Raw genomic sequence first — 21,217 nt, forward strand, 5'->3', positions numbered from 1 at the left:
ATGGGTCAGAAGGTTCATCCAATCGGTATCCGCCTAGGTGTTGTGAAACGTCATAACGCTAACTGGTATGCGAATCCGAAACAATACGCTGAATACTTGCTTAAAGATCTTCAAGTTCGTGAGTTTTTAAACAAAAAACTTAAGAATGCGATGGTGAGCAATATTCTTATCGAACGTCCAACAGGCGCTGCTAAAGTAACAATTAGCACTGCTCGTCCTGGTATCGTGATCGGTAAAAAAGGCGAAGACATTGAAAAATTACAGCGCGAACTTACCAATATTATGGGTGTTCCAGCGCAAGTAAGCATCAACGAAATTGATCGTCCAGATTTAGACGCTCGTCTAGTTGGTGAAGCAATTGCTTCTCAATTAGAAAAACGTGTAATGTTCCGTCGTGCTATGAAGCGTGCGGTTCAAAACACTATGCGTGCTGGTGCGAAAGGTATCAAAGTTGAAGTTTCTGGTCGTTTAGGCGGTGCAGAGATTGCACGTACTGAATGGTATCGTGAGGGTCGTGTACCTCTACATACTCTTCGTGCTGACATCGACTATTCAGCGGTACGCGCAGAAACTACTTACGGTACGATCGGCGTTAAAGTTTGGATCTTCCGTGGTGAGATCTTGGGCGGCATGAAACAAGTCATGAACCCAGCTCCAGCTGAAGAACGTCCAGCTAAACGTGGTCGCGGTCGTGGTGAAGGTCAAGAGCGTCGTGGTCGTCGCAATGATCGTTCTGCTGAAAAAGGAGAATAATCCATGTTGCAACCTAAACGTACTAAATTCCGTAAAGTGCAAAAAGGCCGTAACACTGGTCTAGCGCATCGCGGTAGCACAGTATCTTTTGGTACTATCGCACTTAAATCAGTTGAACGTGGTCGCATGACTGCGCGTCAAATTGAAGCAGCGCGTCGTACAATCAGCCGTCGTGTAAAACGTGGTGGTAAGATCTTTATCCGTGTATTCCCGGACAAACCAATTACTGAAAAACCATTAGAAGTTCGTATGGGTAAAGGTAAAGGTTCTGTGGAATATTGGGTTTGTGAAATCAAACCAGGTAAGATCCTGTACGAAATGGAAGGTGTGAACGAAGAATTAGCGCGTGAAGCATTTACGCTTGCTGCTGCTAAACTTCCGTTTAAAACCACTATCGTGACTCGGACGGTAATGTAATGAAAACTAAAGATCTACGTGAAAAGTCGGTAGAAGAATTGACAGCTTTGCTTGATGAGCAACAGTTGAACCAATTCCGTCTTCGCATGGCTAAAGCAACTGGTCAATTGGGTAAATCGCACGAAGTGCAATTAACTCGTAAAACTATTGCTCGCATCAAGACCCTCCTTACCGAAAAACAGGGGAACGCACAATGAGTGAGCAAACAGTTCGCACGTTAACAGGCAAAGTAGTAAGCGACAAGATGGACAAGTCTATCGTTGTTCTTATCGAACGCCGCGTTCAACACCCGTTGTATGGCAAATCAATCCGCCGTTCAACAAAATTACACGCTCATGATGAGAACAACACTGCTAAAACTGGCGATGTTGTAACTATCAAAGAAAGCCGCCCAATTTCTAAAACTAAGTCTTGGACTTTAGTTGAAGTTGTTGAAGCAGCTGCTGAGTAAATAACGTTCTTGTTGCATCATCGGTCAATTTCGAGTACTCTTTGAGCCTTTCGAAATTGTGACCGGTGATGCTCGGTTTTGGAGTAGGGCAATGATTCAGACCGAAACTATGCTCGACGTAGCAGACAACAGTGGTGCTCGCCGCGTACAATGTATTAAAGTACTTGGTGGTTCACATCGTCGTTATGCTTCAGTTGGCGACATTATTAAAGTTACTGTAAAAGAAGCAATTCCACGTGGCCGTGTTAAAAAAGGCGACGTAATGAATGCAGTAGTTGTACGTACAAAATTCGGTATCCGTCGTCCAGATGGTTCTGTTATTCGTTTCGATGATAACGCTGCTGTTATTTTGAACAACAACAAAGCTCCGATTGCTACTCGTATTTTCGGACCAGTGACTCGTGAACTTCGTACTGAACAGTTCATGAAAATCATTTCATTGGCTCCTGAAGTTCTATAATAGAGGCAATCATGGCTAAGATTAAAAAAGGCGATCAAGTAATCGTGATCGCAGGTAAAGAAAAAGGCAAACAAGGTACTGTTTTGTCTGTTTCTAATGACCGAGTTAAGGTTGAAGGTCTTAACTTAGTTAAGAAGCATCAAAAGCCTAACCGTGCAACAGGTGCTGAAGGCGCTATCGTTACACAAGAAGCTTTGCTTCATATCTCTAACGTGGCAATTTTTAATGCTACAACCCAAAAGGCTGACCGTGTTGGTTACCAAGTGATTGACGGCGTGAAAACTCGCGTTTACAAATCAAATGGTGAATCAGTGGCGGTAGCGAAGTAATAGGTTGAAATAGGCAATGGCCAGACTTAAAGCGCGTTACAACGACGAACTTAAAGCTCAATTACAAGAACAATTGGGCGTTAAGAATGTGATGGAGATCCCTCGCATCACTAAAATCACGATCAATATGGGTGTTGGTGCAGCTGCTGCTGACAAAAAACTCCTTGATGGTGCTCTTTCTGATATGCAAGCTATCGCTGGTCAAAAACCAGTTCTTACGTTAGCTCGTAAATCTATCGCTGGTTTCAAAATCCGTGATGGTTGGCCGATTGGTTGTAAAGTTACTTTACGCGGCGAACGCATGTACGAATTCTTAGACCGTTTGATCTCTATCGCGATCCCTCGTATCCGTGACTTCCGTGGTTTCTCTGCGAAATCATTTGACGGTCGTGGTAACTACTCTATGGGTCTTAAAGAACAGATTATGTTCCCTGAGATCGATTTTGATAAGATTGACCGTATTCGTGGTATGGATATTACCATCACTACGACTGCTCGCACCGATGACGAAGGCCGTGCGCTTATGCGTGCATTCGGCTTCCCGTTCAAATAAGAGGTCGATATGGCTAAGAAAGGTATGATTAATCGCGAATTGAAACGCGAAGCTACTGTTGCTAAATACGCTGCAAAACGTGCTGAATTAAAAGCTGTTATTGCAAACGTAAATGCAAGCGACGAAGAGCGTTTCGAAGCGATGATGAAGTTACAAGCATTACCACGTAATGCATCTCCAGTACGTCTTCGTAACCGTTGTGGTTTAACTGGTCGTCCTCATGGTTACTTCCGTAAGTTCGGTTTAAGCCGTAACAAATTACGTGACACAGTAATGCAAGGTGATGTACCGGGCGTTGTTAAGGCAAGCTGGTAAGGAGCACTATAAATGAGTATGCAAGATACCGTTGCCGACATGTTAACACGTGTTCGTAACGCACAAATGGCGAAGAAACAAACTGTTTCTATGCCAAACTCAAAGTTAAAAGTTGCGATTGCTAACGTTCTTCAACAAGAAGGTTATATCGCTGATGTAGCTGTTGCAGATGCTGAAGGCAAACCAACACTTACTTTGACTTTAAAATATTTCGAAGGCAAACCAGTTATTGAGACTGTGAAGCGCGTTAGCCGTCCAGGTTTACGTCAATATCGCGGTAAAGATAACCTTCCAAGCGTTAAGCAAGGTTTAGGTATTGCAATTGTTTCTACAAGCAAAGGCATCATGACTGATCGCGCTGCACGTGCTGCAGGTATCGGTGGTGAAGTTATTGCTTTTGTTTCTTAATAGGTGATTCCTCATGTCTCGTGTGGCTAAAGCCCCAGTAACTGTACCTAACGGTGTAACAGTTACTCAGAACGGCCGGCAGGTCGAAGTGAAAGGCAGCAAGGGTACTTTGTCTTTCAACCTGCATGCGCTGGTCGAGCTAAAACAGGAAGACGGTATTCTAGCTGTTGCTCCTAAAGCTGAATCTAAAGATGCTTGGATGCAAGCTGGTACTGCTCGCGCTGTGCTTAACAACCTTGTTAAAGGTGTTAGCGAAGGTTTCGAACGTAAGTTACAACTTATCGGTGTTGGTTATAAAGCTGCGGTTAAAGGGAACACAGTTCACCTTAACCTAGGTTTCTCTCACCCGATCGATTACAACCTTCCTGAAGGTGTAACTGCTGAAACACCTACAGCTACTGAAATCGTGCTTAAATCTGCTGATAAAGCAGCTTTAGGTCAAGTTGCTGCAGATATCCGTGGTTACCGTCCGCCAGAGCCATATAAAGGTAAAGGTGTTCGTTATTCTGATGAAGTTGTACTTCGTAAAGAAGCTAAGAAGAAATAAGGCGCGAGGTTCTTATGAACGAAAAGAAACAAACCCGTTTGCGTCGTGCGAAAAGCACACGCTTGCACATCCGTGCATTGGGTGCGACTCGTTTGTGTGTAAACCGCACTCCGCGTCACATCTATGCTCAAGTAATCTCAGCAGATGGTGGCAAAGTATTAGCGCAAGCTTCTACTTTAGATGCTACGTTACGTAGTGGTACTACAGGTAACGTTGAAGCAGCTACTAAAGTTGGTGCTTTAATCGCTGAACGTGCTAAAGCAGCTGGCGTAACTAAAGTTGCATTTGACCGTTCTGGTTTCAAATATCATGGTCGTATCAAAGCCTTGGCTGATGCTGCTCGTGAAAACGGCTTGGAGTTCTAATCATGGCTAAAGTTGAACAAAACGAAGGTCTTGTTGAAAAGCTGGTTGCCGTTGATCGTGTAGCCAAAGTTGTTAAGGGTGGTCGTATCTTCTCTTTCACAGCATTAACTGTTGTGGGTGATGGTAATGGTCGCGTAGGTTTTGGTCGTGGTAAAGCTCGTGAAGTTCCAGCTGCTATTTCTAAAGCACTTGAAGCTGCTCGTCGCAACATGATTACTGTTGAACTTGTTGATGGTACTGTTCAGCACCCTATCAACGCTCGTCACGGTGCTAGCCGTGTTTACATGCAACCTGCTTCTGAAGGTACTGGTGTAATTGCTGGTGGCGCTATGCGTGCTGTTTTAGAAGCTGTTGGTGTACGTAACGTATTAACTAAATGTTATGGTTCTACTAACGCTGCGAACGTAGTAAACGCGACTTTTAATGGTCTGCGTGATATGACTTCTCCTGAGAAAGTTGCTGCGAAACGTGGTCTTTCAGTAGCACAAATTCAAGGGTAATCAATCATGAAAACGATTAAAGTTACCCAGACTAAATCTGCATCGCATCGCTTGAAAAATCACAAGCTTAGCCTTAAAGGTTTAGGTCTGCGTCGTATTGGTCACACTGTAGAAGTTCAAGATACTCCTTCTAACCGTGGTATGATCAATCAAGTTTACTATATGGTTAGTGTAGAGGAATAAGCCATGACTCTGCGTTTAAATACAATTGCACCTGCAGAAGGTGCTAAGCGTGAAAACCTTCGTTTAGGCCGTGGTATTGGTTCTGGCGTTGGTAAGACTGGTGGCCGTGGTGTCAAAGGTCAAAACTCACGTAAGAGCGGTGGTACTCGTCCAGGTTTCGAGGGTGGTCAAACTGCGTTATATCGTCGTCTACCTAAGTTCGGTTTCACTAGCCAATTGGCTTTGAAAACTGCTGAGGTACGTTTGTCTGAACTTAACAAAGTTGAAGGCGATATCGTTACTCTTGAAACTTTAAAAGCAGCGAACGTTGTACGTAAAGATATGATTCGTGCTCGTATCGTTCTTTCTGGTGAAATCACTCGTGCATTCACTGTTCAAGGTGTTGCATTGACTAAAGGCGCTAAAGCTGCTGTTGAAGCTGCTGGCGGTAAAGTCGAGGAGTAATCGCGAGTGTCTATGTCTCCTAGTTCTACAGGTCATGTTCACATGATGAAAGGTCAACCATTTCACGTGAAATATCGTGAAATTATTCGCCGATTAATGTTTTTAATTGGTGCTTTGGTGGTCTTTCGACTAGGAGCGCATATTCCGCTGCCAGGTATTGATAATGTCGCTTTAGAACGTTTCTTTAATGCAAATCAGGGTACTTTCCTTGGTTTGTTTAATATGTTCTCAGGCGGGGCATTGGAACGAATGTCCATTCTTGCGTTGGGGATCATGCCGTATATTTCTGCATCGATTATCGTGCAGTTAATGTCAACGGTTGTTCCTTCGCTGGAAGCATTGAAAAAAGAAGGCGAGCAGGGCAAGCGTAAGATTAACCAATATACGCGTTACGGCACATTATTCCTTGCAATTGTACAAGGTATTGGTATGTGTGCGGGTTTGATTAGTCAAGGGATTACCTTTACTTCAGGTTTAGCATTCTATATCCCTGCGTTAACGTCGTTAGTTGCAGGTACCATGTTCTTAATGTGGTTGGGAGAGCAAATTACCGAACGTGGTGTTGGTAATGGAATCTCTATGATCATCTTTGCAGGTATTGTTGCTGGTTTACCAAGTATGGTTGTGCAATCATTTACCCTTGTGGAAAATGGTCAATCAAGCTTAATTGGTATTGCTATATTTGGCTTATTGTCTTTAGCTGTTTTAGCTGCGATTGTGTTTATTGAAAAAGCACAACGTCGTATACCTGTTAACTATGCTCAAAAGCAGCAAGGTCGCCGAGTATTTACTGCACAACAGACTCACTTACCATTAAAAATCAACATGGCAGGTGTTATTCCAGCAATTTTCGCAAGTTCATTATTGCTGTTTCCTGCAAGTTTAGGTCAATGGTTAGGTAGTTCTGATCCTAATGCAGGGATCGTTAAGCGCACACTACAAGATTTGGCATTAGTTTTATCGCCTGGACAACCATTATATTTGGTGCTATTCGGTGCGCTTATTATTTTCTTCTGTTATTTTTATACGGCACTAGTTTTCAGTCCTAAAGAAGTATCAGAAAACTTAAAGCGTAGTGGAGCTTATGTACCTGGTATCCGCCCAGGTGAGCAAACTGCTCGTTATTTAGATCATATTCTTAGTCGTTTAACATTTATCGGTTCGATTTATATCACGGTTGTATGTTTAATGCCGATGGTGCTTCAAAGTTCTTTCGGTATTCCATTCCATTTGGGTGGTACATCGCTGTTGATCGTGGTTGTTGTAGTTATGGACTTTATGGCTCAGCTACAGGCACACCTCACATCGCGCCAATATGATAATCAAACACTAATGAGTAAAACGACTGCTCATCCTAAGGGATAAGCGCACTTAGAGGTTTCATCATGAAAGTTCAAGCTTCTGTAAAGAAAATTTGTGGTAGCTGTAAAGTTATCCGTCGTAATGGGGTAATCCGCGTGATTTGTAGCGCTGAACCTCGTCATAAGCAGCGTCAAGGTTAATCTGATCAAGACCTGTTGATTTCAGTAGGCTAATTAGGTTATTATCCGCCCCTCAAAGATTTTGTGGGGCGGTTGATTATCTCTACTGCCTTTTTGGAGAAAGTGAATGGCTCGTATTGCCGGTGTAAACATTCCGGATAACAAGCATGCTGTTATCTCTCTTACGTATATCTTTGGTATTGGTCGCCATACTGCTAAGCAAATCTTAGCTGCAACTGGTATTGCACCAACTACTAAGATCCGTGAATTAGATGACGCTCAGCTTGATGCGATTCGTGCAGAAGTTGCTAAGGTTCCGACCGAAGGTGACTTACGTCGCGAAATTTCCATGAACATTAAACGTTTAATGGATTTAGGCTGCTACCGCGGTCTTCGTCATCGTCGCAGCTTGCCTGTCCGCGGACAACGCACCAAAACTAACGCACGTACCCGTAAAGGTCCGCGCAAACCTATTAAGAAATAAGATTTCTGGAAGCTAAAAGATGGCTAAAGATACTCGCACACGCAAGAAGGTCACTCGTACCGTCTCTGAAGGTGTTGCACACATTCACGCTTCTTTTAATAACACCATTGTGACTATTACCGATCGTCAAGGTAATGCACTGGCTTGGGCCACTTCAGGTGGACAAGGCTTCCGTGGATCACGTAAATCAACTCCGTTTGCTGCTCAGGTAGCTGCTGAAGTTGCTGGTAAAGCTGCTTTAGATTACGGTTTGAAAAACTTGGACGTCCTTGTTAAAGGTCCTGGTCCAGGTCGTGAATCTGCGGTTCGTGCTTTAGGTGCAGTGGGTTATAAAATTAATAGCATTACCGATGTGACTCCAATTCCTCACAACGGTTGCCGTCCACCTAAAAAACGTCGCGTGTAAGGAGAAACATTCATGGCTCGTTATATTGGTCCAAAATGCAAACTCTCTCGCCGCGAAGGGACAGACCTGCAACTTAAATCAGGCGTTAAACCGTTTGATGTTAAGACAAAAAAACATGCTAAAGCTCCTGGCCAACATGGTGGAGCTCGTGGTGGTAAACAATCAGAGTACTCACTACAATTACGTGAAAAACAAAAAGTACGTCGTATGTACGGTGTTTTAGAACGTCAATTTAGTAACTACTATAAAGAAGCTGCTCGTGTTAAAGGCGCAACAGGTGAAAACTTGTTGAAATTGCTTGAAAGCCGTTTAGATAACGTTGTTTATCGTATGGGCTTTGGTTCTACACGTGCAGAAGCTCGTCAGCTTGTATCTCACCGTTCAATCACTTTAAATGGTCGTCGTGTTAACATCGCGTCAATCCAAGTTAAAGCTGGTGACGTGATTGCAGTACACGAAGGCGCTAAACAACAATTACGTATTAAAAACGCAATTGAATTGGCTGCTCAACGTGGAACTCCTTCTTGGATGGAAGTTGACCATTCTAAATTAGAAGGTACATTCAAATCTGCACCTGATCGTTCTGATTTACCTGCTGAAATCAACGAAAGCTTGATTGTTGAATTGTATTCTAAATAATCCTTGAGGTAGCAATAATGACGCGTACTGCAAACGAGTTTCTAACTCCGCAAGCGATCAAGGTCGAAGCGGCAAGCGGGACCTCGGCAAAAGTGATTCTAGAACCTTTAGAGCGTGGCTTTGGTCATACTCTAGGTAATGCTTTACGTCGCATTCTTTTATCATCTTTACCTGGCGCTGCTGTGGTTGAAGTTGAGATTGAAGGCGTCGAGCACGAGTACAGTACTTTAGAAGGCTTGCAGCAGGACATCGTCGAGCTCTTGCTGAACCTTAAAGGATTGTCTATTAAGCTGTTCGATCAAAATGAAGCATATTTGACATTAGAGAAACAAGGACCTGGCGATGTAACTGCCGCTGATCTTCGTTTACCTCACAATGTCGAAGTGGTTAACCCTGAACATTTGATCGGCACGTTAAGTGCTTCAGGCTCATTGAAAATGCGCTTGAAAGTTGTTCAAGGTCGTGGTTATGAGACTTCTGATTCTCGCTTCCCAGAAGGTGAAACTCGCCCAGTGGGACGTTTACAATTAGATGCGTCTTATAGCCCGATTAAACGTGTTTCTTACACAGTTGAAAATGCTCGTGTAGAACAACGTACAGACCTTGACAAGTTGGTCATTGATCTTGAAACAAACGGGACTGTTGATCCTGAAGAAGCGATCCGTAAAGCGGCAACAATCTTGCAACAACAAATTGCAATCTTTGTTGATCTTCAGAAAGATCAAGCTCCAGTTGCTCAAGAACCTCGTGAAGAAGTTGACCCAATCTTGCTTCGTCCAGTAGATGATCTAGAGCTTACTGTTCGTTCTGCTAACTGTTTGAAAGCAGAAAATATTTACTACATTGGTGATCTTGTTCAACGTACTGAAGTTGAGTTGTTAAAAACTCCTAACTTAGGTAAAAAATCGTTGACTGAGATCAAAGATGTTCTGGCTTCAAAAGGCTTACAACTCGGCATGCGTTTAGAAAACTGGCCACCAGCTAGTTTACGTATGGACGATCGTTTTGCCTATCGTAGTCGTTAATTAAGTAGGACTATCACCATGCGTCATCGTAATAGTGGTGTGAAATTAGGCCGTACAAGCAGTCATCGTAAAGCGATGTTCCAAAACATGGCTAATTCTTTGTTTGAACACGAGTTGATCAAAACAACTGTGCCTAAAGCAAAAGAGTTACGTCGTGTAGCTGAGCCTTTAATCACTTTAGCTAAAGTCGATACAGTAGCAAACCGTCGTTTAGCGTTTGCTCGTACTCGTTCAGCAGCAACTGTTGGTAAATTATTTACCGTTCTTGGCCCTCGTTACAAAGAACGTAACGGCGGTTATCTACGTGTTCTTAAAGCGGGCTTCCGTGCAGGTGATGCTGCACCGATGGCTTACGTTGAGCTAGTAGATCGCGAAGTTAAATAATTTCGTGTAGAACATCGCAAGTTGTTCAAAAAAGGTCGGTTGAATAAACCGGCCTTTTTTTATCTAACAATTGGCATTACTTGACCTGAATTGATATGTTTTTTGCAACTTTTAGTCAAACTTGACATTGTGTATTGTCAAAAATATGTTTTAATAAAAATGTTCTTATAAAAAGGTTAATAAAAGAAATGGATAAGCAAGTCGATATTCTTATTGTTGGTGCTGGTATCTCTGGAATTGGAATTGCAGCACATTTAATTAAAAATAATCCGAACCGTAAATTTGAAATACTCGAACGTCGTAAAAGTTTCGGTGGAACGTGGGATTTGTTTAAATACCCAGGTATTCGCTCCGACTCAGATATGTCTACTTTTGGCTACAATTTTAAGCCATGGCGTAAAGCGAATGTGCTTGCAGATGGCGCTTCGATTAAAGGTTACTTGGGCGAAGTTGTTAGTGAGTACAATATTAAAGAAAAAATTCATTTTGAGCATCGTGTACTTTCTGCGAATTACGATACTTCAATAAAAAAATGGATTGTAGAAATCGAAGATCAAAATCAAAAGAAACAAACTTGGCAAGCTAATTTCGTCTTAGGCTGCACAGGTTATTATAACTATGACCAAGGTTTCCAACCTGATTTTCCAAATCAAGATAAATTTAAAGGTCAATTGATTCATCCACAATTTTGGCCTGAAAATTTAGATTATACCGGCAAGAAAGTAGTTATCATTGGTAGTGGAGCAACTGCAATCACTTTAGTACCAGCAATGGCAAAAGGTGGGGCTGGGCATGTAACAATGTTACAACGTTCACCAACGTATATTGCTTCAATTCCTTCGATTGATTTTGTTTATGACAAAACACGTAAATTTATGACAGAGGACATGGCATATAAGTTCACGCGTGCTCGTAATATCGGAATGCAACGTGCAATTTTTGCTTTGTCAAAAAAACAACCTCAACTGGTTCGCAAGTTACTTCTTAAATCTATTGAAATGCAGTTGAAAGGTAAAGTGGATATGAAACACTTTACCCCAAGTTACAATCCTTGGGATCAACGTTTATGTGTAGTGCCAGACGGTGATTTATTCAAAATTTTACGTAGTGGTAAAGCAAGTGTTGAAACAGATCATATTGAATCATTCACTGAAAATGGTATTCAATTGAAATCTGGTAAACACTTAGATGCAGATATCATTGTTTCTGCGACTGGTCTAGAAATTCAAATTATGGGCGGTATCAAAGCGACTGTTGATGGTCAGCCGATCAAGACTAGCGAACATATGCTTTATAATGGTGTGATGGTAAGTGATGTACCAAATATGGCGATGGTCATTGGTTATGTGAACGCATCATGGACCTTAAAAGTAGATGTCGTTGCTGATTATATTTGCCGTCTATTCAAATTTATGGATCAGAACGGTTATGATGAAGTTGTCGCACCAACTGACCATTCTGCAATGCTCGATGAAACAGTTATGGGTGAAATGTCATCAGGTTATATTGCGCGTGCGGCTGATCAACTTCCAAAACAAGGTACTAAGGCACCTTGGATGGCAACGCATAACTATTTAGCTGATCGTAAAGATCTCAAAAATGCGACTTTTAATGATGGTATTTTAAAATTTGCGAAGGCTCCGGCACAGTCTGTAAAAAAGCCTAAATTAGTGTCTTAATGAATAGCTATTAAAATAAAAAAGGAAGCGAAAGCTTCCTTTTTCTATCTACAAAGAACGTGATATGAGTTCTTTCATGATTTCATTGGTGCCGGCATAAATACGATTTGCACGGTTGTCGATATATGCGCGTGCAATAGGGTATTCAAGCATGAAGCCATAGCCACCGTGTAACTGCAAGCATTCATCGACGACTTTAGAGAACATATCAGAAATTTTATATTTTGCAGCTGCAGCCGCATCTACACCTAACGTACCCTCAAGTTGTAATTCCATACAACGATCTAAATAAGAACGACAAAAGTCTATTTCAGTTCGAAGTTCTGCTAGCTTAAAACGTGTATTTTGAAATGCGCCAATTGGCTTGCCGAATGCTTTACGATCTTTTGTATATTGTACTGTGTGTGCAAAGGCAGCTTCTGCACCTGCTTGGCAGATAATCGCAACAAGCATACGTTCCCAAGCGAGTTCTTTCATAAGCATGATGAAGCCCATGCCTTCCATACCAATCAAATTTTCCTTTGGTACACGAACATTATCAAAGAACAATTCGCAAGTATCTTGTCCTTTCATACCAATTTTATTGAGTGGTTTACCTTTGGTGAATCCAGCTCGATCAGCTTCGACAATGATAAGCGATAAGTTGGCTGAACCTTTATCACTATTACCTGTTTTGCACACAACAATTGCCATATCACATAGATAACCGTTGGTAATAAAAATTTTAGAACCATTGATGACATATTCATCGCTATCTAAAACTGCAGAAGTTCGTACAGCTTGTAAGTCTGAACCTGTACCAGGCTCAGTCATCGCAATGGCAGTGACAACTTCGCCAGAAGCCATTTTAGGGAGCCATTTTTTCTTTTGCTCTTCGTTGGCAAAATTATTCAGGTAATTCGCAACAATATCCGAATGCAATGAAAAACCAGTTGATGAATCCATTGCATAAGCTTGTTCTTCAATGAGGATCATACTGTAGAGTCGATCTACACCATATCCACCATATTCTTCAGGCATTGTGGTGCACAATAGACCCATTTCACCCGCTTTATTCCATAAGTCACGATCTACATGTTGTTGTTCTTCATATTTTGCAATATTTGGAACGACTTCTTTTTCATAGAATTTACGGACAGTATCACGAAACGCTTCATGCTCTGCATTGAATAATTTTCGAGGTAACATATTAGGAATTGGTCGAATTGCGCCTGATTGCATATTTATATTTCCATAAGTGTTATTAGATTAGCCACAACATAAGAGAGCCTGAACATTGGTGCAATGTGTTGAATGCTCAAATCGCAAGAATTGCTGATGAATTTGGTCAATTGATATTTTTAAAACACAAAGCTCATGGCTTCAGTTAAAATGGAATGAACACAGATTAGGGGATAAAAATGTACGATGAATTAACGCTTGAAGAGCGTAAAGTTATCTATCGCGCACGTCGTGGTTTAAAAGAAATTGACGTGTATTTTGATCCTTATGTAAAGCAATACTATTTGCAAGCTGAACCAGAAGAGAAAGCAATGTTTGCTGAACTGGTTGAACAAGAAGATCCTGATTTATTGGATTGGTTTATGGAGGTTTCTGAACCACCTCGACCTGAATTGCGCCAATTTATTCAAAAATTAAAAGATTATGTCCATAATCCATGAGCGTTATTCACTGAAACACAGCTCTTATTCGGCTGTGTTTCATGTTTTCTCTATTTTCATCATGAGTATTACTTTATTAATCAGTATTAAGCTCATTTATGCTTTGGGCAGTATTATATTTATACTGATTATCTGGTGGAATTTTAGAAAAAAACCACAATTAAAAGAATTACAAAAAATAGACAAAGATTTATGGTCGATTCAAATGACTTCAAATCCAAAAATATACCAAGCAAAACTGAATCGAGTTTTTCATTTTCATTACTTCGTAGTACTCAGTTTTAACGAAAATAAATTCGATTCTTTGGTGATTTGGAGAGATCAAATAGATGAAAAACAATGGAAAAGCTTGATTACTCATGCAAGTTTTGGCTAATTGTTAGACAATAAGTCTTTTATTTTTAAATTTAAAACATGATAAAAAACAATTATTTAAAAATATATTATATGAATAAAAAATGAATTGTTTGACGAAAATGAAAGAAAATCAAATTGTTAGACAAAAACACGATGAAATCTTAATTTCTAAAGTACATTAAACATACCAACAGCTAATGAGGAATTTCAAAATGAGCGAAATTCATATGTGGTTGTTTCTAGTGGTTGCTGCTGTTATGGCAATTATAATTGGAAGACTAGGAACTGTGCTGAAGGAACGAATTGAACACCACAACAACGAACAAAATAAACTCTCTTGAGTTTACCATTTAATAAGTAGCATGTGCCGAACCGTCGCAATGCTACTTTTTTTTGCCCAAAATTTTAACAATTCAAAAAATAAGTCAATTATTTCAATTCAGATCAATGACAGACTAATTGTTAATGAAGTGCATTGCTGCACTTTTATTCAGCGATTGCATCTGATATTTTAAATCGCAAGGATGACAAAATTATAAAATTGAGGACAGGAAGTATGTCTAAATTAAAGACTCAAGGTCTTTTCACGGCAATTGCGGTTGTAGCAGCTACAACTTTATCTGGATGTTCATACGTAATCAAAACTGGTGCGAATGCATCACTTGCGTTTAGTGAAAAACACATCTTACCGCCAGTACTCTCAATGGGTGATGTGGATATGGTGTGTAATCAGGGCACAGCTTTGACTCCTGTGATTATGGCGACTAAAGATATGGGTGCTGATCCGACCCGTATGGCAGTTCTTTTATATTCAGCTTCAGGGATGTGCGCAGAAAATCGTGCCTTAGATGCAGAATTAAGATACCTAAGAGCATCAAAAGCAGGTCAAGTGACAGAAGCACAAGATGCGCGTATTGAACAAAAGCGCTGGGCTGCTGTTGCTGCCGAACGTCAATATACGGGTTATCAATTGTTTGCGGAGCGTTGGCAGTCTAAATATAAATATAATTTAGGTGACTCATGTCCAACTATGCGTCGTAATCTTGACCAAACAGTATATCTGTTAGGTATGTTAAGTGGCTTACAAGCGATGACCAATGATATTGCTTCTGGTGGTCAAGTGCATGTTCCTAAAGATATCGCAGCAATTGTTGAACGTGGCATGGTCTGCCTCGATAACAACAAGTTCTGGGGCGTACCGAATGCTACTCGAGCAGTGATTTGGACATTATTACCTGGAGCTGATGCAGGCAAACCAGATCCATACCAAACGCTTAAACAATCTATGCAAATTGGTGAGCAAAAAGGAGTACGCTTATCGCATGCCTTGTATGCTGTTGCAGCACAAGCCAGTGGTGACGATGCAAAAATACGTGATGCATTACGTTCTTATGCCGCTTCACGTGCTGAAGAAGTTCCTGTAAATCCAGAGTTTAAGTTATTGGATAATATGGCAGGACAAATGATACAAGCGATCTCAGACCGTTATTGGACGGAGAATACAGGTGTCCGAACTGAAGCAGATGGAATGTCGAGCTTCTGGGATGATCAAGCGACCAATGAAGCTGATGATCTTTTCGAGAACACATTAGGCGAATAAGATTTTTTAATTTTGTTCAAAATTAAAAATGGAGTTATTCAAGAAAAAGAGCTTTAAGCTCTTTTTCTTTTAGGAATACGAAAGATGAAAGATACTATCCTGATTCGAAAAATACTGTTTATTGCATGCTGTATCAGTATTGCTGCTAGTTTGCAGATTTTTCAGGAGTATTTTTTCTATTGGCGTCCTGTATTGGATGAAGAAATTTGGCGAGTATGGACAGCTCACTATGTACATGTGGGATGGATACACTATGCATTGAATATGGTGGGTTTAGCCTGCCTACCATTCATCTTCCCATATGTCAAAATTAGGTACATGTTGTACTTGTTGATCGCACTCCCGCCATTAATTAGTTTAAGTTTTTTTTATGTTTATCCTCGCGTTGAAGCTTATGCAGGTCTATCAGGGGTGCTACATGGTATGTATATGGCTTTGGCAGTTTATTTTTTAAAATTTGAAAAAGAACGTAAATTCTCGCTGCTTGTATTAGCTTTAATCACGGGCAAAATTTTGTGGGAAAATATCTTTGGTTCTCTCGATACTGCGCAAATGATTGGTAGCCCAGTATTGGTTGAAGCACATTTAACAGGTGCAATATGGGGGGCATTACTCAGCATGTTCTTTTTAATTTATCAGCACATCTCCGTGAAGGACACACACATCTCTTAATTCCTCTGATGCTTAATTATCACTTATTTTAATGTGTGATCAGATTCAAATCTTTTGCATTTATTTTTTTAAGGTCATATTTGTTTAAAAAAAGAAATACAGTATGGTATAGCCTACTGATTTAGTTGGTTTTTATCTCGCTCTTAAGAGGTGAATTGATGAAAATTGGCATAAATTTAAAAAAAATGGAAAAGTCAGTCATTCTTTTTTAAAAAAAAATCAGTCAGATTCATGTGATAAAAGTGGTAAGGAAATTAGGTAAAGGATTTTGCCTAAGCCCGAATTAGAAAAGATGAGCTGTACAGGCAATGTATAGCAGTATTAAATAATGGAATAACAATGCAAGAGCCTTCTAAAAAGAGATCTGGGTTAGGTCTACTTAGTTATATATGGACTGAGTGGATATCTGCGTTTACGATTTTGCTTCTACTGTTACTGACGCTCATCATCGGGACAGGAGAAATGATTCACGGGCAGATGTTACGTATAGGTGAAAGTCTATACGGTGACGAAAAAATTGGTATGCAGTATTCATTCTTGCGTGCCGAACCTGAAAAGCCAGTCTGTGATCGAAATCCAAATATTGACCTTTTGGTTCAAAACCAAATGCAAGCTAATGCAAAAGATGAATTTGCAGATATCTTTGGTACAACATCTGAAGAAGATGTTCGTGCCTCTGTATTGGCTGGTCAACAGTTATGTGAAGAAAAATATGCCTTCTATGATAAGTCAATTCAGTATTTAGAAGATAATCCTTCAATACGAACTTACCGAACCATGGAAACAACTTTCTTTGGTATTTTCCAATTTGGTACGGAAAATAAGGCAGTTCTATTGATTATCATGGTGGTACTTGCAGCGATCACTGCAACACTTAAAATCCACCACATTGGTCTACGCGGTCCAAGTTCTGTTTTAGATTATCGGGTTTACGCTGTCGCAATGATACTTGCGAACAGTTTCTTAACCAGTTCAGCGATCAGTCAGTATAGATCTGTATTGAACTCTGGTGTTCCGCCAACCAGTGAGATGACAATCATCTATTGGTTATGGATAATCTTGTTCAGTACACTGACATTAATTAGTTTGTACCAATTGTTCCGTGTACCAGAAAATGCGAAGCCAGGTGGTACGATTGGCATGGCATTATTGTCAGTCCCACTTTATGCCTATATGGCGATCACAACAGGATTTAACTTTACCTTTGTGATGGACTATCCAATGGGTCAAGGGATTTATTTAGGGCAGCTGGTTGAGTTCTCTACCATTTTCCTTAATTTATCACTGTTCATTTGGGCAGGTATGCTGTTAAAGCAGACATTAATTGTTGATAAATTCCTAAATATTTTACGTCCATGGAATCTAGCGCCTGAAACGCTTACCTGGTTAATCTTACTTGCTGCTGCATTACCTACAGCTTATACAGGTGCATCAGGTATTTTTGTAATCGCTGCAGGTGCGATCATTTATAAAGAAGTTTGGAATGCGGGCGGACGCCGTCAATTCGCTTTGGCTACAGCAGCGATGTCGGGTTCGCTTGGTGTGGTACTCCGTCCATGTCTATTGATTGTTGTTGTTGCATCACTGAACAAAGAAGTAACAACTGATTTATTATACCAATATGGTATCGGTGTTTTCCTCATCACTTCGACACTGTTCCTATTAATTTCACTGTTCTTTGCTGAGCAAAAATTCCGTATTGCAGCGCCATCAGTTGCATTCCCGAATTCCGCTAAGGCATTAGTGGCAGTAGTTCCTTATGTGATCGTGTTCCTGATCGTGTGGTCATTCTACAAGTATGCATTAAATACCAATTTGAATGAGTTCACTGCACCAGTCATGATGCCAATCATCTTACTTGTCATGGTGCTTTATGAAAAATTACGTCATGAACCAGCACCACTCGCACCAGTAGGACATTGGGATACGACATTAAGCCATACTTCGGTTGAACAAGAAGCAGCTAAGGCGCGAGTGTCAGCATCTGAAATTGCAGCGCAAGATAGTCCAGACAATCCTGCGCGTAAAGTGAGTTTCTGGAAGTCAATTCATGTATCTGCAAGTGAAACAGTCGGACATATCGGGGCGCTTGTGATCTTAATGGCATTGTCTGTCAGCGTTGGTGGATACTTAGAGCGTATCGAGTTGATGGAACACTTCCCAACGGATATTGAAAATATCTATATCGTGATTACCTTGATCGTATGTCTCATGGTATTTGTCGGTATGATTATGGATCCGTTTGGTGCTGTCATCTTAATTTCAGCAACAGTTGCTCCTGTCGCCTACGCTTATGGTATAGATCCTGTTCACTTCTGGATGATTGCTTTAATTGGTTTCGAATTGGGTTATGTATCACCTCCAGTTGCACTCAATCACTTGCTCGCAAGGCAGTCGATTGGTGATGAAGAGGTGGCTGCTGCCGATGCAGAAGTGAAAGATAAAACGTTCTACTACAAATACGAACGTTGGATTCTTCCTCTGATTGTGATGATTCCAGCTATGTTAATTATCGCCTATGTACCTTATATCTTTAAGTTATTTGGTTGGTATCAATAATTAAATAAAATAAGCACCTTCGGGTGCTTATTTTTTAATGAATTTACAATAAAGCCAGCTCTATAGAGCTGGCTTTATTGACTTTAAGCATCTTAATTTCTTGGACTAGGTTTAAATTGAATAACACCAATTTCGTCTGCAACCTCAGGCATTTGAGGTTCGTCAATATGTGTCGGACGATTTTCAGAATAGTTGCATTCAATACATTCGATCCATTCTGAATCACCTGAAGTGAGCATGACAATACGATCCATAGCTTCACATTTCGGACATTTTGCACCTGCAATGAAACGACGTTTGATCGACATAATGACTCTCACCTTCAAAAATTAGTAGCGTAGTTTAAGCAGTTTTAGTGTCATTCGTCCAACCTTGATGGCGTAATAATGCATCAATTTTAGGCTCACGACCTCTAAATTTAACAAAGGCATCAAGCGCTGTATCTTTACCGCCTACAGCCAGCACTGCCTTGCGGAAAGCAAGTCCAGTCTCTTGGTTGAAGATCCCTTCTTGTTCAAAGCGATCGAATGCATCACTTGCTAAAACTTCAGCCCATTTGTAAGAGTAGTAGCCTGCGGCATAACCCCCTGCGAAAATATGGCTAAAACTATTTTGGAATCGGTTGTATGGTGCTGTAGGGAGAACAGCATATTGTTCACGAATTTCGTTTAAGGATTGTTGAATACCTGTTGCATCTAAAGCAGGAGATTGTTTATGTATATTCAAATCAAACATGGCAAACTCAAGTTGACGAAGGGTTTGCGTGCCTGATTGGAAAAATCTCGCATCCAAAAGCGACTTAAGGAGTTCTTCAGGTAAGGGTGTTTTGGTCTCAATGTGTTGGCTGATTAAAGCCAAGCTTTCATTATCCCAAGTCCAGAATTCCATAAACTGACTTGGCAGCTCGACGGCATCCCAAGCGACACCATGTGTGCCTGCTACAGAGATATGATCTACTTCTGTGAGCATATGATGCAGACCATGTCCAAACTCATGGAAAAGAGTAACGACTTCATCATGTGTTAAAAGCGCAGGCTGTTGACCAATTGGTGGTGTAAAATTACCGACCATGTAACAAATCGGTTTCTGCATGCCATTGTTGGTTTGCATACGTGAGCGGAATCCGCTCATCCATGCTCCACCACGTTTCCCACTTCTAGCGTACAAGTCAAAATAGAATCCACCTATGACACTGCCTTGATCTTCAAGCTCATAATATCGTGCATCTGGATGCCATACAGGTGCTTCACGTTCAATGACTTGAATACCATATAAACGCTCCACAATTTTAAATAAACCTTGAACGACGACAGGGGTAGGGAAGTATGGCTTAAGTGCTTCCTGAGACAGATTAAACTGTTGAACTTTGAGTTTTTCCGAGAAATACGTCGTGTCCCAAGGTTGTAGTTCATCTACACCATGAGATTGAGCAATTGCTTTTAATGCCTCAATTTCTTGTAGGGCAGGTTTACGAGCATGTTCTGCCAACTCAATCAGGAATTGATCTACAGCTTCAACACTTGGAGCCATCTTACTTGCCAGTGAATATGCTGCATAATGATCAAAACCTAAAAGTTGAGCCATTTCTTGGCGCAATTTGAGAATTTCTTCCATCACCGCAGTATTGTCATATTCAGGGTGATCTGACTGATCCGACGCTCGCGTGGTATATGCTTTATATAAGGCTTCGCGAAGCTCTCGATTATCTGCGTAAGTCATGATCGCAAGATAAGAAGGGAAATCCAATGTCGCCACGGCTTGATCGAGTTCACGTTGTTGACCGTATTGCTTTAGCAGTTCGATACTGCTCGCAGGTAAACCAGCAAGTTCATCTTCAGTTAATGGTTTGAAATATGATTGTGTGGCATCAAGAACGTGGTTAGAAAAATCTGAAGAAAGCTGCGATAAACGAGCTGATATTTCTGCGTAGCGTTTTTTTGCTTCGCCTTCTAGAGCCACGCCTGAGAGTTTAAAGTCTCTAAGTGCAAGTTTAATCGCACTCTGTTGAGCTTCTGGTAAATCCGAAAAAATAGGTGCATCATGCACATATTGGTAGGTTTGATAGAGCGCAGTATGTTGCCCTAATTGTGTGTAGTATTCACTTAAGCTAGGTAAAAGAGACTGATAAATCTCGCGGGTTTCAGGATTGTTCATCACAGCATTTAAGTGAGACAAAATACCCCAAGATTCGCTCATTTGGTTTTCTAATTGATCGATTTGATCGAGCACATTTAATTGTAATTGTACCGTGTCTGGGACTTTCTCGAGTTGGTTTATAAAGTGTTGACCATTTTGAATCGCTTGTTCAATCTGTGCTTTAAGTTGATCAAGTGTAATTTGAGAAAAATCGGGTACAGGCAAAGTTGCCTTTTCTAAAGTCATTCAAGGACCTAATTGATTCATTTACTTCATTTAGATGTAGGGGTTTATGGACTTTAAATCAAGTGATACATTCAATTATTTACGTAAGTGCTAAATAAAGAATCGGTGCACCTGATTATAAATTAAAAAAATAAAGCTTAAAAAAAAAGAGCGCCGTAGCGCT

The 21,217-nt window shown here is 40.7% G+C and carries 29 protein-coding genes and 1 pseudogene; 27 read left to right on the forward strand and 3 right to left on the reverse strand.

The window, feature by feature from the left end:
- The 22 genes and pseudogenes from rpsC (at position 1) to AC1M83_RS12915 (ending at position 11,823) form a co-directional block, all read left to right on the forward strand.
- Positions 1 to 817, forward strand: a pseudogene (gene rpsC, locus AC1M83_RS12810) (30S ribosomal protein S3).
- Positions 757 to 1,170 (forward strand): 50S ribosomal protein L16, encoded by a 414-nt coding sequence (rplP, locus tag AC1M83_RS12815; protein WP_035265110.1) that lies wholly within the window; start codon positions 757 to 759, stop codon positions 1,168 to 1,170. Before rpsC ends, rplP begins: the two are co-directional and overlap by 61 nt.
- A complete protein-coding gene (rpmC, locus tag AC1M83_RS12820; RefSeq protein WP_035265113.1) occupies positions 1,170 to 1,367 on the forward strand; it encodes a 50S ribosomal protein L29 in 198 nt (65 codons plus the stop codon). The genes rplP and rpmC overlap by 1 nt, the downstream gene beginning before the upstream one ends.
- The gene (rpsQ, locus tag AC1M83_RS12825) at positions 1,364 to 1,621 is read left to right on the forward strand and encodes a 30S ribosomal protein S17 (RefSeq protein ID WP_004691314.1); all 258 of its coding nucleotides are present in this window, start codon (positions 1,364 to 1,366) and stop codon (positions 1,619 to 1,621) included. The genes rpmC and rpsQ overlap by 4 nt, the downstream gene beginning before the upstream one ends.
- 91 nt (positions 1,622 to 1,712) lie before the next feature.
- Positions 1,713 to 2,081: a 50S ribosomal protein L14 gene (gene rplN / locus AC1M83_RS12830; protein WP_035265119.1), complete on the forward strand. Its 369-nt coding sequence runs from the start codon at positions 1,713 to 1,715 to the stop codon at positions 2,079 to 2,081.
- An 11-nt stretch (positions 2,082 to 2,092) separates the two neighbouring features.
- Positions 2,093 to 2,410, forward strand: a complete 318-nt coding sequence (rplX, locus tag AC1M83_RS12835) for a 50S ribosomal protein L24 (RefSeq protein ID WP_035265122.1) — start codon at positions 2,093 to 2,095, stop codon at positions 2,408 to 2,410.
- Positions 2,411 to 2,426: 16 nt separating this feature from the next.
- Positions 2,427 to 2,963, forward strand: coding sequence for a 50S ribosomal protein L5 (gene rplE, locus AC1M83_RS12840; RefSeq protein ID WP_004809796.1), 537 nt, complete (start codon positions 2,427 to 2,429; stop codon positions 2,961 to 2,963).
- 9 nt (positions 2,964 to 2,972) lie between these two features.
- The gene (gene rpsN / locus AC1M83_RS12845) at positions 2,973 to 3,278 is read left to right on the forward strand and encodes a 30S ribosomal protein S14 (RefSeq protein WP_067731180.1); all 306 of its coding nucleotides are present in this window, start codon (positions 2,973 to 2,975) and stop codon (positions 3,276 to 3,278) included.
- A 12-nt stretch (positions 3,279 to 3,290) separates the two neighbouring features.
- Positions 3,291 to 3,686 (forward strand): 30S ribosomal protein S8, encoded by a 396-nt coding sequence (gene rpsH / locus AC1M83_RS12850; protein WP_035265132.1) that lies wholly within the window; start codon positions 3,291 to 3,293, stop codon positions 3,684 to 3,686.
- A gap of 13 nt (positions 3,687 to 3,699) precedes the next feature.
- The gene (rplF, locus tag AC1M83_RS12855; protein ID WP_035265135.1) at positions 3,700 to 4,233 is read left to right on the forward strand and encodes a 50S ribosomal protein L6; all 534 of its coding nucleotides are present in this window, start codon (positions 3,700 to 3,702) and stop codon (positions 4,231 to 4,233) included.
- A gap of 14 nt (positions 4,234 to 4,247) precedes the next feature.
- A complete protein-coding gene (gene rplR, locus AC1M83_RS12860; protein WP_035265138.1) occupies positions 4,248 to 4,598 on the forward strand; it encodes a 50S ribosomal protein L18 in 351 nt (116 codons plus the stop codon).
- A 2-nt stretch (positions 4,599 to 4,600) separates the two neighbouring features.
- Positions 4,601 to 5,098, forward strand: coding sequence for a 30S ribosomal protein S5 (rpsE, locus tag AC1M83_RS12865; RefSeq protein ID WP_035265141.1), 498 nt, complete (start codon positions 4,601 to 4,603; stop codon positions 5,096 to 5,098).
- A 6-nt stretch (positions 5,099 to 5,104) separates the two neighbouring features.
- Complete coding sequence (gene rpmD, locus AC1M83_RS12870) at positions 5,105 to 5,281, forward strand: 50S ribosomal protein L30 (RefSeq protein ID WP_004786899.1); 177 nt, start codon at positions 5,105 to 5,107, stop codon at positions 5,279 to 5,281.
- Positions 5,282 to 5,284: 3 nt separating this feature from the next.
- A complete protein-coding gene (rplO, locus tag AC1M83_RS12875; protein ID WP_035265144.1) occupies positions 5,285 to 5,725 on the forward strand; it encodes a 50S ribosomal protein L15 in 441 nt (146 codons plus the stop codon).
- 45 nt (positions 5,726 to 5,770) lie between these two features.
- Positions 5,771 to 7,090 carry a preprotein translocase subunit SecY gene (secY, locus tag AC1M83_RS12880; protein WP_171076742.1) on the forward strand — a complete coding sequence of 440 codons (1,320 nt, stop codon included), beginning with the start codon at positions 5,771 to 5,773 and terminating at the stop codon, positions 7,088 to 7,090.
- 20 nt (positions 7,091 to 7,110) lie between these two features.
- Entirely contained in the window at positions 7,111 to 7,227 is a 117-nt protein-coding gene (gene rpmJ / locus AC1M83_RS12885) for a 50S ribosomal protein L36 (RefSeq protein WP_000867907.1), read from the forward strand.
- Between the two features lie 106 nt (positions 7,228 to 7,333).
- Complete coding sequence (rpsM, locus tag AC1M83_RS12890) at positions 7,334 to 7,690, forward strand: 30S ribosomal protein S13 (protein WP_035265156.1); 357 nt, start codon at positions 7,334 to 7,336, stop codon at positions 7,688 to 7,690.
- Positions 7,691 to 7,709: 19 nt separating this feature from the next.
- On the forward strand, positions 7,710 to 8,096 hold the full coding sequence (rpsK, locus tag AC1M83_RS12895) for a 30S ribosomal protein S11 (RefSeq protein WP_001040166.1): 387 nt from the start codon (positions 7,710 to 7,712) through the stop codon (positions 8,094 to 8,096).
- Positions 8,097 to 8,108: 12 nt separating this feature from the next.
- A complete protein-coding gene (gene rpsD, locus AC1M83_RS12900) occupies positions 8,109 to 8,735 on the forward strand; it encodes a 30S ribosomal protein S4 (RefSeq protein ID WP_035265160.1) in 627 nt (208 codons plus the stop codon).
- 17 nt (positions 8,736 to 8,752) lie between these two features.
- Entirely contained in the window at positions 8,753 to 9,760 is a 1,008-nt protein-coding gene (locus tag AC1M83_RS12905; protein WP_035265161.1) for a DNA-directed RNA polymerase subunit alpha, read from the forward strand.
- Between the two features lie 18 nt (positions 9,761 to 9,778).
- Positions 9,779 to 10,144, forward strand: a complete 366-nt coding sequence (gene rplQ / locus AC1M83_RS12910) for a 50S ribosomal protein L17 (RefSeq protein ID WP_034587447.1) — start codon at positions 9,779 to 9,781, stop codon at positions 10,142 to 10,144.
- Between the two features lie 179 nt (positions 10,145 to 10,323).
- Positions 10,324 to 11,823, forward strand: coding sequence for a flavin-containing monooxygenase (locus tag AC1M83_RS12915; protein ID WP_481590852.1), 1,500 nt, complete (start codon positions 10,324 to 10,326; stop codon positions 11,821 to 11,823).
- Positions 11,824 to 11,871: 48 nt separating this feature from the next.
- On the opposite strand, the gene AC1M83_RS12920 is transcribed toward AC1M83_RS12915, so the two are convergent.
- Positions 11,872 to 13,044: an acyl-CoA dehydrogenase family protein gene (locus tag AC1M83_RS12920; RefSeq protein WP_481590831.1), complete on the reverse strand. Its 1,173-nt coding sequence runs from the start codon at positions 13,042 to 13,044 to the stop codon at positions 11,872 to 11,874.
- 179 nt (positions 13,045 to 13,223) lie between these two features.
- Here AC1M83_RS12920 and AC1M83_RS12925 point away from each other — a divergent pair, with 179 nt between their 5' ends.
- The 5 genes from AC1M83_RS12925 (at position 13,224) to AC1M83_RS12945 (ending at position 18,672) form a co-directional block, all read left to right on the forward strand.
- Complete coding sequence (locus AC1M83_RS12925; protein ID WP_035265169.1) at positions 13,224 to 13,484, forward strand: FAD assembly factor SdhE; 261 nt, start codon at positions 13,224 to 13,226, stop codon at positions 13,482 to 13,484.
- Positions 13,485 to 13,545: 61 nt separating this feature from the next.
- Positions 13,546 to 13,860 carry a hypothetical protein gene (locus AC1M83_RS12930; protein WP_155756947.1) on the forward strand — a complete coding sequence of 105 codons (315 nt, stop codon included), beginning with the start codon at positions 13,546 to 13,548 and terminating at the stop codon, positions 13,858 to 13,860.
- A gap of 537 nt (positions 13,861 to 14,397) precedes the next feature.
- Positions 14,398 to 15,441 carry a hypothetical protein gene (locus AC1M83_RS12935; protein ID WP_035265182.1) on the forward strand — a complete coding sequence of 348 codons (1,044 nt, stop codon included), beginning with the start codon at positions 14,398 to 14,400 and terminating at the stop codon, positions 15,439 to 15,441.
- 84 nt (positions 15,442 to 15,525) lie between these two features.
- On the forward strand, positions 15,526 to 16,113 hold the full coding sequence (gene rrtA, locus AC1M83_RS12940) for a rhombosortase (RefSeq protein ID WP_481586792.1): 588 nt from the start codon (positions 15,526 to 15,528) through the stop codon (positions 16,111 to 16,113).
- Positions 16,114 to 17,286: 1,173 nt separating this feature from the next.
- Entirely contained in the window at positions 17,287 to 18,672 is a 1,386-nt protein-coding gene (locus AC1M83_RS12945; protein WP_373683318.1) for a TRAP transporter large permease subunit, read from the forward strand.
- Positions 18,673 to 18,764: 92 nt separating this feature from the next.
- On the opposite strand, the gene AC1M83_RS12950 is transcribed toward AC1M83_RS12945, so the two are convergent.
- Complete coding sequence (locus AC1M83_RS12950) at positions 18,765 to 18,974, reverse strand: YheV family putative zinc ribbon protein (protein WP_481586819.1); 210 nt, start codon at positions 18,972 to 18,974, stop codon at positions 18,765 to 18,767.
- Positions 18,975 to 19,014: 40 nt separating this feature from the next.
- Complete coding sequence (locus AC1M83_RS12955; RefSeq protein ID WP_481590832.1) at positions 19,015 to 21,054, reverse strand: M3 family metallopeptidase; 2,040 nt, start codon at positions 21,052 to 21,054, stop codon at positions 19,015 to 19,017.
- Positions 21,055 to 21,217 lie beyond the last annotated feature (163 nt).

This window comes from Acinetobacter sp. 25-47-130, from assembly GCF_056779705.1.